Raw genomic sequence first — 12,361 nt, 5'->3', positions numbered from 1 at the left:
CTACTGGAATGCGATGACGCTTTCCGGAACCGTATCAAATGATCAAAACGGAAATACTTCATTGTTCCACCTTAGGTTGTAATCGAAACGCTCACTGACGTCTCCGGATGGAACGGAACCGATCGCCGAAGACGGCCCACTCTCAATTTCATCTTTCACCACAGCAAACTCGGAAATGTCGCTTACATCGAGGTCAGACGGTTCAGCAAATTCGGCAAATCCATTACTTCCTTCAGACATCACCGAACTCAAGAAACGTCCTGCCCTGACACCCCCAGCACAATCACTTTCCGCGAAAACATACTCTCCGCCCCCTTCGGTCGAGCGGACGCCCACCACTTGGAGACCCTCGAAACCGGGAGCATCCTGAATATCTACAGGGTCGGTCCATGCCAAGGATAGCCGTCCGGAATCGAATACTTCACCGGTAGGGCTTGCAACGAGCGAGTTTCGGTCTTTTACCGAAACTATTCCGTACTCCGAATACGTGCATGAATAGCTACTGCGGTAAGTAATTACCACCTCGAATGCAAGCTCCGATACATCCACAGAAGTTATGGGCTTCGCAACAACAGAGGAGACAGCGAGGGTCTCATACTCCTCCACACCATAATGAGGAACAGGCGCATCTCGCTCGATAGAGTCAGACGCCAGCAAGCTACCATCGTTTGAAATAATATTGAAACGCAAGCCATCACTTTGCGCCAGAATCACAGACGAATAGTACCCTGGAATTGCCAGAACGTAGCCATCTACACTCGCAATAAGCCGTTGGGGACCAAGCACATCCTCGGAAACGACCTGGAGTTTAGAAGAAACTGCCGGATCGAACCGAAAAATTGTGTTCGTTATCTGCACTCCGATTCCGTCTGTCGAAATCAGAACCTCCGATCCAGAAAGGGGAGAAATACTCGCACAATTAGGACATTCCACTACGGATTTGCCGCTTCCGTCAGCAGCAAAAACGTGAAGTTGTCTAGAGTCACTAATATCAACTTCGCCAACAGTGTAATTCGGAAATGGCCGGTCATTGCCTTTGGAATTGGCGAGAAACATTACAAACCGACCATCCGAGGTGTTTACTGGTCCGCCCAACGAATTGGACGCCTTGTAATATTCATCGGAGATCACTGTGCCTGAAGATTCTATTCGCACGAAGTCTTCCGAAATTCGAGAGGAGAGCGGATTGACATCCGATCCGCACCCGGCTAGCAACACAGGAACAATCAGAAATACAAGGGAGAATTGGAAGTTTTGACGGAAGCTAGCAATCTTCATGCGATCCACCTTGCCTAATTATGGACTCATTAGCGTTAGTTTGAGAGACAGTCGTTCGACCACTGGTTGAGCAAATTCCGGCCAAACGAAGCACCGTATTTCCGCCCGCCATATTCGATGTAGTAGATTCACGATCGCCAGAATTTTTCCAGCTGACACGAATTTCGACTTGACCTGCAAAGCGAAATGCGGAGAGTCTGACTACGATCTGCGTTCGCGAATTTCCCTCCACGACGATTTCTCGGGCATCAAAGTAGCGATCCGAGTAGACATCATCTTCGATCGTGGCGACAGGCTCTGATTCGTCCAGATTGAAGAACATTCGAGGTTTTTCGACTTCACCACCAATTGGCCCCGGAGCTGGCCCATCGGTTCTCATTAAACGAGAACCGTCCCAAACTTCACTTTCAAGGATCACATTGTCTACAACAGCCTCCGAGGCCGAGGAATTTATCAACTCGATGCTTACATCGAGTGAGCCGACCCCAAACGCATCATGCGAGTTCATCAACTCATTGAGCGTGTCATTAGTCTGTATCGAACCGCTAGTGGACGATACATCCAAAGATGTAAGCATATTTGATTCGGATTCAGGCGTCGCAGCTGACCAAAATACCCCGGCGGCGGAGCGGGAATCAACCGACAGATCGGAGAAAGCAACCGACAGACCGGAAGACCGCCCGTTAATTACGGTAATTAGCACCACCAATGCCGTAACTGTGAGAAATATTGCCATCGTCGAGTAAATGAATTTTTTCTTTTTCTTCGACACCTAGAGGCCCCCTCGACATCATTTAGCTGATCAGCTAATAAAACCGGACGTAATCCGCGCAAAAACCACAGACAAGAATCCAGCAGAACTAGCTATTATCCCCAAAACCATGACAGACCCCGCTACGGTTCCTGCGCTCTGATTATATGAACCAATCAGTGCCGCAGCAATTCCAAAAACCCCTAAGAAGGAGCTTCCGAGCCAGAACCCCCTAAACCAAACCGGGAGCTTCCGCATACTGGATAAAGTCCTGGACTCCAAGTGCCCAGCAAGAAGTAATACTGGTATTGTCTGCGCTACCGCGACGCAGGTCGCCTGATCCCAGTACATCCCTACACCTCCAGAAACCCGCACAGAGCGCCCCTTGCTCGGCAAACCTTCTCACCATGGGAGCCTCTGCGCAATCGTTCAAATGAATGACTCAGATTCTCTAATCGGAGGATCTTGAATATCTAATCCTTGCGCAGTCGAATGCATGTCTCAAACAACGGCGAAGTCCCCCTGCCCGTGTCCATGACGGTGCAGCCATTTCATCAAGGAAGCTCTTCTATGCAGGAATGAACGAGTTTCTAAGATGCGAATTTGGATTACGCTGGAATCTGCCGGGTTAAAGAGTGTCGACCGTTCATGGGCTATTATCCAGTGCTCGTCCACCGGCAGGACGGATGAACTCAGTCTGCGATCACGAGGGAAATAAATCCCGATGCCTCGACCAACATCCACTGTTGCTGCCAGCCTTAACCACGAACCGAATAGCATCTGCAACGACGGATAGTGCTAGGCACTTAGCCACACGCAATACGCGCGTTCACCCGAATCGATCGCGGGCTTGGGTCAGCGAGCGATCGAGTCCGCCGGCCCCAACGACGCGAGGGTCATCTCTGCCACGTGTTCGAGTTGACTCCGCGTTGCGCCGTCCCGGGCGCGCTGGGACATGCCCTGGATGATCACGCCGATGAATTCCGCGACATCGACGGGCTCCCATGACGGGGGCAGGACGCCGTCGGCGATGTCTTTCGAGATGCGCTCGGACAGTAGGGCGACGTTGGCATTGCGCATGTCGCGCAATCGATTTGCAATACTTCGATTGGCATCGGTCACGCCGACAGCCGAGCTGATGATCAGACAGCCGCCCGGACACGACTCGTCCGTGTAGTGCGAGGCCGCGTCGTACAGCAATCTCGAGATCAGTTTGGCCGCGTGGGACTCCTCGGCGAATGCCCGGTCCATGAAGTCGCCTCGAGTGGCGAGGTATCGGTCGATCGTGGCGAAGAACAGCCCTTCCTTGCCGCCGAATGCACTGTAGAGACTCGGCGGATTGATGCCCATCGCGCTGGTAAGCATCGAGACGGAAGTGCCCTCGTATCCGTGCTCCCAGAAGGCGAACATCGCCTGATCCAGCGCCGAGTCGACATCGAACTTGCGCCCCTGTCCCCGCACGCCGGCCATAGGCCCTCCTCGTCGAATCATTCTCACAACTGTGATTCATCGTACTCCTGTAGCGATCGTTAAACGAATCGCCTAGCCTTCGACACAAGGTTCGGTTGTTCATGAAATGAAGGGGTAGAGAATGGTCACCGAGACACGCAACGAATCGCACGCGGTCAACGCGAACGTCGCCATCGTCTGGATGCTGCTCGCTGTGTTCGGGGTGGGAACCGTCGAATACCTCGTCGCGGGAGTTCTTCAAGACATCTCTTCCGATGTCGGCGTGGGCAATTCGACTGCGGGCCTATTGATCACGATCTACGCCGTGACGGTCGTCATCGGCGGTCCGCTGCTCACCATCGCCACCATCAGGATTCCTAGGACACCGCTCATCGCCGCTCTGATGGCACTGTTCATCGTCGGCAATATCGGCACCGCACTGGCCCCGAACTTCGCGACGCTGGTGATCTTTCGCGTCATCACTGCCCTCCCCCACGCCACGTTCTTCGCGCTGTGCCTGGTGTTCGCAACCTCGTTGGTGGAGCCTGAGTTTCAGGGCCGCGTCATCGCACGCGTGACGCTCGGGCTCAACCTCGCGACCGTCCTCGGTGTTCCGTTGGGCACGCTGATCGGCTCGCAGCTCGGGTGGCGTTGGTCGTTCGCCATCGTCGCTCTCTTTCAGCTGTTCGTCACCGGCGCTCTCATCGCCTCGACCCGACGCGCAGCACCGTCACACCAGACCGGCGGTGTCACTTCGGAACTGAGTGTCTTCACGCGCGGTCCGGTGCTGGGGGCAATCGGCCTCACCGCGTTGAGCCAGGCCGCACTGTTCGTGGTGTTCACCTACATCGCGCCCTACCTAACCGATCACGCCGGCATCTCCGCCTCCACCGTCACCATCGTGCTGTTCGTCTTCGGCGTCGGCTCCGTCGTCGGCAACCAGCTCGGCGGATACTTCGCAGACAAGGCACTGGACACGACGCTCTACACGGCGCTGACTGCACTCGCGGGTGCGCTCGCCGTCTTGTTCTTCTTCGGCGGCACAGCGTGGTTCACCTTCGCGTGGATGTTCGTTCTCGGTGCCGCAGGCTTCTCGATCATCCCGCCACTGGCCTCGAAGTTGATAGGTGCGGCCAGTGAAGCACCCCACCTCGCGGCCACCGTGAACATCGCCGGGTTCCAACTTGCGAATGCCGCGGGCGCTTGGATCGGCTCCATCGCCTTGTCCGGCGGCAGCAGTGTCTCGGTTCTGCCTGCCATCGGAGCAGCACTGGCCGTCGGTGCGGTGGTGTTGCTGTTCGTCAGTCGTCGCGCGTGGAATATGCCCGACGCTTAAGCGCGCCAAAACATGCATATCACCCCCTAAGCGTTCTCTAATGCCAATTCTCCGCTTCTATGCCTTAGCTACCAGGCATAGGAGCTGTCCCTCGGATAGATCACGATGTAAGCTCCGATATGCATGCTTGCGCAAGCACAAGGAGTGATGATGGCCGAACCACGACGACGAGCGCGGAAACCTTCCGGCGAGCTGGCCGGGTCCTTCGTTGCGCGTCGGCATCAGTTGCGCATGACTCAAACCGAATTGGCGCTGCTCGCCGGCGTGGGGCGCTCGACAGTCCAGGCGCTCGAGGGCGGAAAAGACACGGTGCAGCTGGACGGCGCTGTCGCTGTCGCGGAAGCGCTGGGCTGCGAGATCACATTGCTCACGCGCGCCGGATCGCCTGTGCCGCCACTGGACCCGACATGATCCCAGCATCCGAGCTGCGGGATGTCGATGCAGCCGATGTCTACAAGGGCGATCTTCTCGCCGGCTCACTCACCCGTGTGGGAAACGACGTCGTGTTTCGGTATGACAGCGATTACCTCGACAGCGCTTCTGCGCCGGATCTCGCGTGGTCGATCCCGAAGTCATCACTCGAGACGCGGGCATCGGGCGGTAGCATCCCTCCGTTCTTCGCGGGCCTGCTACCCGAAGGCGTTCGTCTCACCGGAGTGGTAACAGCTACCAAGACGTCCGAGGACGATCACTTCACACTGCTGCTGGCGGTCGGATCGGACACCATCGGGGACGTTCGTGTGCTGCCACGCGGTCAAGAGATGTCGTTGTCGGGCAATGCATTCGATTCGAGACACCGTGTTCCAGATCTTCGTCGCCTCTTCGACTCCCTGTCCACAGGTGAGTCGGTGAGCCAGGATCCGTCCGCCCTGCCCGGAGTTCAAGGCAAGGTGTCCGCGCAGATGTACTCGACCCCGGTGTCGACTACGGCCGGGCCCGCCACTTTGAGACTCGCCCCGCCGGTGCGACTGCCGCAATTGGTCGAGAACGAGAGCTTCTTCATGAATCTGGCACGTAGATGCGGGCTTTCGGTGCCGGAACACCGCGTGATCGAGGACGACAAGGGAATCAGCGGTCTACTGGCGGCGCGATTCGACCGGATCGGTGAGCAACGGCTACCGCAAGAGGATGCCTGCCAAGTATCCGGGCTCTATCCCGCGTCCAAGTACCGAATGAAGACCGAAGCGGTGATTGCGTTGCTCGCCGACACTGTCGAGCGCGGCGGCGGTTCTGCGCGCCAGGCCACCGCCGAACTTCTTCGTTTGACGGCCTATTCGTATGCGATCGGAAACGGCGACCTGCATGGCAAGAACTATTCGATTCACCAGAACACCCGGGGAATCTGGTCGATCACACCCGCTTACGACCTTCTGTGCACGCAGCCTTACGCGTCGTGGAGCGATCCGATGGCGTTGAACTTTTACGGGCGCGCGAGCCGTTGGACGCGCCAGCATTTCGTCGAGTCGGCGGGCCGGCTGGGAATGCCGGAACGAGCAACTCGACGAATTCTCGACGACGTCTCTTCAGGCGTTCTGGCGGGAATCGACGAAGTCGAGACGATCGGGTTCGACGAGAAATCGACGCGGCGTCTCGGGCAGGTGCTCGAACATCGATGCCAGGAGCTACGCGGAGCCTGAACCCCATCACTTCGATGACCCCCACCGCCCATAACCGCATCGTGGGCACACCGCTCCGTCTCATCGGTCCCGTTCACAGCATTGGACGCAGACTGCAACGCGTCGGTTTCACTCCCGGCCACGAGTGCTATTGAGGTCGTCTGAATCAGAGGGTGAATCATCCCCCCGCCCGCGAGGCACGAGATCATCCGGCTGCTGTCGTTCGCTGACGGAGTCGACTCGGATCCGTCCTCATCTGTGTCGCTGAGCAGACAGGGCTTACTGCGTCGGGGGCGGGACCGGGCCGGTCGGCCCAACCAAATCGGTCCACTGCATGCCGTCGAACCAGCGGAACTGGCGCGGGTTCCCCGGATCGGGATACCAACCGGGTGCGGCCGTGTGAGCCAGCGTTGTTCCGGCCGGAGAACGTCGACGATTCGAGGCGAGGACGGCATACACGACTGCGCCGATGATCGCTACCGGAATCACCAGGAGGACCAGGACGATCAGAAAGTGCCACGGGCTTGTAGCCATTCAGGGTTCTTCTCTCGCTCGATATCAGGAAATCGTCGCACACTGGATTCATAGAACGGACGGTGGTCACAGGTGGGCGGCATGCCGACGCTCTTGCCGCACTATGCGCATACAAGAACGAGCAGACCTGCACTCAGGCATTCACTCTGATTCGGCCGCGCGATGGCGGCGGAAGGTCAAGACACCACGAAGTGCGAAAGGATCGCTTGGACCTCGTAGATGTCGACTTGCTTGGTGAACTGCTTCTGAATCGGCGTCGCATTGCCCGAAATCCAGATCTTCAACTCGGCGTCCAGGTCGAAAGTTCCGGCGGTTTCTACAGCGAAGTGAGTGATCGAACGGTAGAGCACGCTGTGGTATTCGACCTTCTTGCCGGTCAGTCCCTGCCTGTCGATCATCAGCAAGCGACGGTTAGTGAACAGGAAGGCATCCCGAACCAACTGATAGGCCGCGTGAATTTGCTCGCCACTACCCAAGAGCCTGCTGTATTCCTGATGCGCTGCCGCCGGATCGATCTTTCCTGCGTTGCCGATCAGACCATCCATGAAGCCCATGCGCTCGCGCTCTCTCGTGCCCGGTCCGCCGTGTGCGGACACCCGAGAACTAGGTCGCTAGCGGGTCAATTGTCGTTACCGTCGCCCATCTCGTACCTCTCGAACGAATGCACCCAGCGGACGACCGCGGAATCGGGGTAGCCCGTATGAACCTCGACCGCAACCGCCTCGAAAGACGGCAACGCGAGGACGTCTCACAGGGCCGGCAGCATTCCTCCATGCTCTGCCCAAGGGACAGAGTGCTCCAGATCAACTTCTGTTCAACTGGCGCGTTGCCCCTTGGCAATCTGTTCGATGCCTGGTCGACTGACACCGACCACATTCGCAGTTCGTAGTTGCGCAGGAGGAACCTTGACCGATCCCGTAGGCGCCGACGAGTACTTCCTCGGACTCGCAGTAGAGCAAGCAAAGATCGGCTGGGAGGAGGGCGGCGTTCCGATCGGCGCGGCACTCGTTCACGACGGTGAAGTGCTTGCTGTGGGTCGGAACCGCCGCGTCCAGATGGACAGCGCAATTCGTCATGGAGAGACCGACTGCATAGAACGCGCGGGGCGACTGCCGGCTTCGGTGTACCGCAAGTCCGTCCTCTACACCACCCTGTCCCCGTGCTTCATGTGTGCGGGAACCGCATTGCTGTACGAAATTCCGCGAATTGTCATCGGTGAAAACCGCTCGTTCGAGATGTCGGAGAGTCTGTTGCGGGAGCACGGGGTACAGGTCGACGTCGTTGACGACCCCGACTGTGTTCAGCTGATGGAGCGCATGCTGGAGGAGCGACCAGGCCTGTGGCTCGAAGACATCGGCGAAGAGGCATGAGCAACCGAGCCGATCACGAGCCCACCGCACGAAAGGCCGACGAACCGGTCGACCTCGACTACCCCGTGACGCCGGTGCCCCGCACTGCCCGTAAGCCGTTCTTCTCGTTGGCCATAGTGCTGCTGGGGTTCACGATCTTCACGCCGACGATGCTTGCCGGCGCTGCACTCGGTACCGCGTTCACGTTCTGGACGCTGATCCTGGTGATCGCCGCCGGCTCGGCCATTCTGGGCGCGTACGTAGCCATGATGGGATTTTCCGGAGCACGAACGGGTTTGACGACGGTTCTGATGGCGCGGTACAGCTTCGGCACCCGCGGGTCGAAGCTAGCGTCGTTACTGCTCGGTGGCACCCAAGTGGGGTGGTACGGCGTCATCATCGGCACCATCGGCGAGCTCACCTCGCAGGCGTTGGGCTGGGAATCGTATGCAGCCCGCGCGGCGGTGATGATCGTGGCGAGCATCCTGATGTGCATCACCGCGTGCTACGGATACCGCGGGATGTATTGGGTCTCGGTCGTGTCGACGCCGTTGATCATTGCCTTGGCGTGCTGGGTGGTGTCCCGATCCCTCGACGAGGTCGGCGGGTTCTCCGGCCTGACTTCGATCGCACCCACGACGACCATGACGGTCACTCTTGCCATCACCACGGTCGTCGGCACCTTCGTCTCGGCCGGGACTCAAGCACCGAACTGGACTCGGTTTGCACGATCCGGGTCGCAAGCAGCATGGGCGTGCACCATCGGGTTCCTCGTCGGCAACGGAATGATGATTCTCTTCGGGGCGATCGGAGCGATCACCTTCGGTGAGGGCGATTTCGTTCTGGTCCTCTACAACTTGGGGCTCGTAGGCTGGGGCCTGATCCTGCTGTTCGGCAACCTGTGGAAGAGCAACGCCGACACCGCATATGCGTTCGGAGTTGCCGGCGCAGCTATGTTTCGGCACCCACGCAAAGCCCCGTTCATCATCGGCGGCTGCGTAATCGGGACCATGCTCGCGCTCGTCGGCGTGCACAACCATCTGGTCGACTACCTGAGCCTGCTCGGCACCTTCATTCCCCCGCTGGGAGGTGTTCTCATCGGAGACTTCCTGTGCCGCTGGCGTCAGGGCATTCCCGAGGGACACATTCCCCCGCTCGTGCACTGGCGACACCTGGCGGTTTACGCCTTCGCAGCTTTTCTCGCGTGGCTGTCCGGAGAATTCGAGATCGGAATCCCGCCCTTGATCGGCATCGTGGTCGCCATCGCACTGACCATGGTGTTGCATCGGCGCGACGCGGCGTCAGCAGATCGATCCCTAGCCGCCTAGGGTTGTAGAGGCGACTGTTGACCCGACGCCAGGCTCAATCGAAAGAGGTGGCCGAAGCCGATGATCATCACCGGGCTGTTCTTCGCGGAGTACGCGCGGGTCAGCGAAGACATGCTCGACATTCTCGGCGGTGTCTGGGATACCTGCACTGTCCCCCGCGACACCCGCATGCTCGAATGCCGACTGGTCGCGCTGCTGCAGACGGGACCCGACGACATCGGTAAGGACTTCCCCGCGACGCTCGAAGTGCTCGATGCGAACGGCGAACACATCGTCAACCAGCGTGGCCTGCAGATCCCCGGTGCCGGCTTCACCGGCGAAAATAGGTTCTGGTTCCTGCCGATGCAGATGGTGTTCCGTGACGAAGGACGACACAACTTCATCCTCAGCGCCGGTGGGGCCACGGCGAGCGTCGGGCTTCGCATCGCCTTCGGCTGACACGCCAGTGCCGGCCATCTTCCGCACTGCGCAATAGAGCTTTGCGGCCAGTTCGAGTACTACAGTAACCGAAACGCACCAGCCGTAAGTGCCTTGGCTGCTGAACAAAAGATAATAACTGTTCAAAACCAGAAAGTCGCAGCCCCTGGGAAGTATCATCCTTGCATGACGAGTTATTACAATGCGCCAAAACATCGAGTACACAGAGGCTTCCACTATCTTGACGACGAAACCGTAATCAACTCTCTCTCCGCCGTCGAGTCTGGGAAGGTGGATGAAGTGGTAGCCAAAGTTGCGTCCGCGAAGGAGGGAGGGCTCTCAGGAAAAGCGGGGTTTACCGGCCTCGGAATCGAAGGTGGCAAAAAATCTTCGACTGAACTTGAGGAGCAAATAGTAAAAGTAAGGACACGGTTCTCAATATTTGAGATCTGGTATCAAAACTTGATCGAAAAGGAGGCACTCGGAACATTCAGTGGATGGAATGATCGAACATACAGTCTAATTCGGCCTGGTGACACTATAGAGATTCGTGCAAACGTTCAGATTGTCCCCTTTCAAGTTTTAGCAAGACTATATTTCTGGTATGCCGAACAAGCCAAGATACAAGGAACCCCCTTCTCCCTGAAAGGTGAGGAACTGAAAACAACCAAAGAGACTGAACGCATCTTCAAAACTTTTCTCGGCGACGACCAAAACGGCGTCCTCACTGTGATTCACCCAATCGAGGGCAGTGGTCCTCCAATATATGGACTTATTGATACAACTTTTCTTATCGGCAACCTGGGCGATTTGTATGGCGAATTCACAGTTCTAGCACAAGCCGAACACTCAATCCCGGCAGACGAGTCATTGCCTGCGCTTCGACTTACACGGCAGGCACCGCCCACCAAGATGGAGATGGACACCCTCAAACTGGCCGTAACAAATTTTTCAGAGAGCGCGCAGAGTTTCGGCCTCGACTGGGGCGAGAATGAGGCGGAACTCCTGGGACCGGCCCTATCGGTTAAGCCAATCGCCATCTATCGATAGCTGAACAGGCAAGTCATCCTGCCAACCGGCATCGCGGGTGGTCACCACCAAAGTACTGATGTTTGAAGTACACGATCGCAAGTCCATCACCGCCAAAAAATTGCACACTATGTGCACTGAAGCAGATGCCAGTTCCCTCCCCGCGAAGAGATCTACAAAAGAAGCAGCTGCCCCGACCGCTCCGTAACGTGCGGGGTCGAGATGCCGTCGAGAAGCTCCTGTAGTGCTGTCGGCCCTTCGAGTGCGGCCAAAACGTAGTACTTGGCCTCGTCGGACAAGTCATTGTCCGCGTCGATGGCTTCGATCACCACGTCGACGAGTGGCCTGTCGACAGCATTGTCGGCAATGGTCACCGGCACTCCCCTGTTCGTTCTGATGGCTAATCAGACCCACAGTTCCATATGGGACCGACAGTGCGCAGGGACATCGCCAACGCCGCCAAGTGTGTCGGTACCCGATGCTTCGATGGCGGTATGTCACGACTCGACGAGGGGTTTCCGCCGCCCACGGCCTGTGTGCAGTGGTGTCAGCACCGCAGCTACGACCTGCATGTCCTCGACGACGGTGTGGAGGTGGACCTGGATTGGTGGAACGGCCACCTCGACCGCGCAGGTCATGATCTCCGACTGCGCGGCCGCAACCTCGACGGCGAAATCGTCGAGTACGGCGGTGCCACCGTGCAGCGCAACGACTTCCGGATCGGCACCGATTTGGCTGTAGGCGAACATGATTCACTCGGACTGCTGTTTCTCTGCGCGGCGTGGCAAGGCAGCCACCGGCACCGCAGAGCGATGCGGCGATTCCCGGACGTCATGAACCCGCACCTCAGCCGTCCCGACGAGAACCCCGTCGCGAAGACGCTGGCTGTGCTCGACAGCTGCGTCCGCAACCGCGTAGTGCCCGACCATCCGAACTCGACCTGGTCCGGCTGGCCCGATGCACCCGGCGTCGGAATGTCCCTGATGGCCACGTTCCTGTGGGCGGTGAAGGCGTCGGTCTACGGCGGTCCGGCACAGCTGATCGACCAATACGGTGTCTCGACACTCATCCACGAGGGGTGGCTCGAAGATCCGTCAGTTACCGGATTCACTCGTCGCCGCTACGACCGCTACGTCGAACTCATCACCGCATGGGCCACCGACATCGGCACCAGCCCTGAACTTGTCGAAATGTGGCTCGTGCAGCGCTGGAGCGCCCGATTGAACGAAGCACGACACGGTAGCTACACCGCACCCACCTTATTCTGAACCGGT

14 protein-coding genes are annotated in these 12,361 nt (G+C 58.1%); 8 read left to right on the top strand and 6 right to left on the bottom strand.

The genetic code is table 11. The annotated features are described in order from the left end of the window. Positions 1 to 42: 42 nt before the first annotated feature. From ACNEOT_RS23400 to ACNEOT_RS23390, 3 genes are all read right to left on the bottom strand, one after another. Positions 43 to 1,278, bottom strand: coding sequence for a hypothetical protein (locus ACNEOT_RS23400; protein ID WP_415977041.1), 1,236 nt, complete (start codon positions 1,276 to 1,278; stop codon positions 43 to 45). Next, positions 1,265 to 2,050, bottom strand: a complete 786-nt coding sequence (locus tag ACNEOT_RS23395; RefSeq protein WP_415977039.1) for a hypothetical protein — start codon at positions 2,048 to 2,050, stop codon at positions 1,265 to 1,267. The genes ACNEOT_RS23400 and ACNEOT_RS23395 overlap by 14 nt, the downstream gene beginning before the upstream one ends. An 834-nt stretch (positions 2,051 to 2,884) precedes the next feature. Continuing rightward, entirely contained in the window at positions 2,885 to 3,499 is a 615-nt protein-coding gene (locus ACNEOT_RS23390; protein WP_415977037.1) for a TetR/AcrR family transcriptional regulator, read from the bottom strand. 121 nt (positions 3,500 to 3,620) lie between these two features. Between ACNEOT_RS23390 and ACNEOT_RS23385 the strand changes: the two genes are divergently transcribed. From ACNEOT_RS23385 to ACNEOT_RS23375, 3 genes are all read left to right on the top strand, one after another. Further along, positions 3,621 to 4,814 (top strand): MFS transporter, encoded by a 1,194-nt coding sequence (locus tag ACNEOT_RS23385; protein WP_415977036.1) that lies wholly within the window; start codon positions 3,621 to 3,623, stop codon positions 4,812 to 4,814. A gap of 150 nt (positions 4,815 to 4,964) precedes the next feature. Continuing rightward, positions 4,965 to 5,225 carry a helix-turn-helix domain-containing protein gene (locus ACNEOT_RS23380; protein ID WP_415977034.1) on the top strand — a complete coding sequence of 87 codons (261 nt, stop codon included), beginning with the start codon at positions 4,965 to 4,967 and terminating at the stop codon, positions 5,223 to 5,225. Beyond that, on the top strand, positions 5,222 to 6,451 hold the full coding sequence (locus ACNEOT_RS23375; RefSeq protein WP_415977033.1) for a type II toxin-antitoxin system HipA family toxin: 1,230 nt from the start codon (positions 5,222 to 5,224) through the stop codon (positions 6,449 to 6,451). Before ACNEOT_RS23380 ends, ACNEOT_RS23375 begins: the two co-directional genes overlap by 4 nt. 258 nt (positions 6,452 to 6,709) lie before the next feature. Here ACNEOT_RS23375 and ACNEOT_RS23370 read toward each other — a convergent pair whose 3' ends face one another. Beyond that, a complete protein-coding gene (locus ACNEOT_RS23370) occupies positions 6,710 to 6,964 on the bottom strand; it encodes a DUF2510 domain-containing protein (RefSeq protein WP_415977032.1) in 255 nt (84 codons plus the stop codon). 176 nt (positions 6,965 to 7,140) lie between these two features. Next, a complete protein-coding gene (locus tag ACNEOT_RS23365; protein WP_415977124.1) occupies positions 7,141 to 7,518 on the bottom strand; it encodes a PH domain-containing protein in 378 nt (125 codons plus the stop codon). A 351-nt stretch (positions 7,519 to 7,869) separates the two neighbouring features. Between ACNEOT_RS23365 and ACNEOT_RS23360 the strand changes: the two genes are divergently transcribed. The 4 genes from ACNEOT_RS23360 to ACNEOT_RS23345 all read left to right on the top strand — a co-directional run bounded on the left by ACNEOT_RS23360 (position 7,870) and on the right by ACNEOT_RS23345 (position 11,108). Next, positions 7,870 to 8,334, top strand: coding sequence for a nucleoside deaminase (locus ACNEOT_RS23360; RefSeq protein ID WP_415977030.1), 465 nt, complete (start codon positions 7,870 to 7,872; stop codon positions 8,332 to 8,334). Then, positions 8,331 to 9,641 (top strand): cytosine permease, encoded by a 1,311-nt coding sequence (codB, locus tag ACNEOT_RS23355; RefSeq protein WP_415977029.1) that lies wholly within the window; start codon positions 8,331 to 8,333, stop codon positions 9,639 to 9,641. The genes ACNEOT_RS23360 and codB overlap by 4 nt, the downstream gene beginning before the upstream one ends. A 60-nt stretch (positions 9,642 to 9,701) precedes the next feature. Further along, positions 9,702 to 10,079 (top strand): DUF6941 family protein, encoded by a 378-nt coding sequence (locus tag ACNEOT_RS23350; protein ID WP_032384867.1) that lies wholly within the window; start codon positions 9,702 to 9,704, stop codon positions 10,077 to 10,079. Between the two features lie 165 nt (positions 10,080 to 10,244). Then, a complete protein-coding gene (locus ACNEOT_RS23345; RefSeq protein ID WP_415977027.1) occupies positions 10,245 to 11,108 on the top strand; it encodes a hypothetical protein in 864 nt (287 codons plus the stop codon). Between the two features lie 152 nt (positions 11,109 to 11,260). Here the strand turns inward: ACNEOT_RS23345 and ACNEOT_RS23340 are convergent, their stop codons facing one another. Further along, positions 11,261 to 11,461: a hypothetical protein gene (locus ACNEOT_RS23340; RefSeq protein ID WP_415977026.1), complete on the bottom strand. Its 201-nt coding sequence runs from the start codon at positions 11,459 to 11,461 to the stop codon at positions 11,261 to 11,263. A 120-nt stretch (positions 11,462 to 11,581) separates the two neighbouring features. On the opposite strand from ACNEOT_RS23340, the gene ACNEOT_RS23335 reads away from it, so the two are divergent. Then, the gene (locus ACNEOT_RS23335; protein ID WP_415977025.1) at positions 11,582 to 12,355 is read left to right on the top strand and encodes a hypothetical protein; all 774 of its coding nucleotides are present in this window, start codon (positions 11,582 to 11,584) and stop codon (positions 12,353 to 12,355) included. The last annotated feature ends 6 nt before the right edge of the window (positions 12,356 to 12,361 follow it).

It is taken from the genome of Rhodococcus sp. 077-4 (assembly GCF_047782425.1).
In the GTDB taxonomy this organism is placed as follows: Bacteria; Actinomycetota; Actinomycetes; order Mycobacteriales; family Mycobacteriaceae; genus Rhodococcoides.
This window is presented reverse-complemented; position numbering and strand designations above follow the sequence as displayed.

What these genes read in the sequence shown, in the direction of transcription:
- ACNEOT_RS23385 (WP_415977036.1), top strand. Translation starts at nt 3,621, where the DNA reads ATGGTCACCGAGACACGCAACGAATCGCACGCGGTCAACGCGAACGTC.
- ACNEOT_RS23370 (WP_415977032.1), bottom strand. Translation starts at nt 6,964, where the DNA reads ATGGCTACAAGCCCGTGGCACTTTCTGATCGTCCTGGTCCTCCTGGTG.
- ACNEOT_RS23375 (WP_415977033.1), top strand. Translation starts at nt 5,222, where the DNA reads ATGATCCCAGCATCCGAGCTGCGGGATGTCGATGCAGCCGATGTCTAC.
- codB (WP_415977029.1), top strand. Translation starts at nt 8,331, where the DNA reads ATGAGCAACCGAGCCGATCACGAGCCCACCGCACGAAAGGCCGACGAA.
- ACNEOT_RS23390 (WP_415977037.1), bottom strand. Translation starts at nt 3,499, where the DNA reads ATGGCCGGCGTGCGGGGACAGGGGCGCAAGTTCGATGTCGACTCGGCG.
- ACNEOT_RS23345 (WP_415977027.1), top strand. Translation starts at nt 10,245, where the DNA reads ATGACGAGTTATTACAATGCGCCAAAACATCGAGTACACAGAGGCTTC.
- ACNEOT_RS23365 (WP_415977124.1), bottom strand. Translation starts at nt 7,518, where the DNA reads ATGGGCTTCATGGATGGTCTGATCGGCAACGCAGGAAAGATCGATCCG.
- ACNEOT_RS23400 (WP_415977041.1), bottom strand. Translation starts at nt 1,278, where the DNA reads ATGAAGATTGCTAGCTTCCGTCAAAACTTCCAATTCTCCCTTGTATTT.
- ACNEOT_RS23335 (WP_415977025.1), top strand. Translation starts at nt 11,582, where the DNA reads ATGTCACGACTCGACGAGGGGTTTCCGCCGCCCACGGCCTGTGTGCAG.
- ACNEOT_RS23380 (WP_415977034.1), top strand. Translation starts at nt 4,965, where the DNA reads ATGGCCGAACCACGACGACGAGCGCGGAAACCTTCCGGCGAGCTGGCC.
- ACNEOT_RS23350 (WP_032384867.1), top strand. Translation starts at nt 9,702, where the DNA reads ATGATCATCACCGGGCTGTTCTTCGCGGAGTACGCGCGGGTCAGCGAA.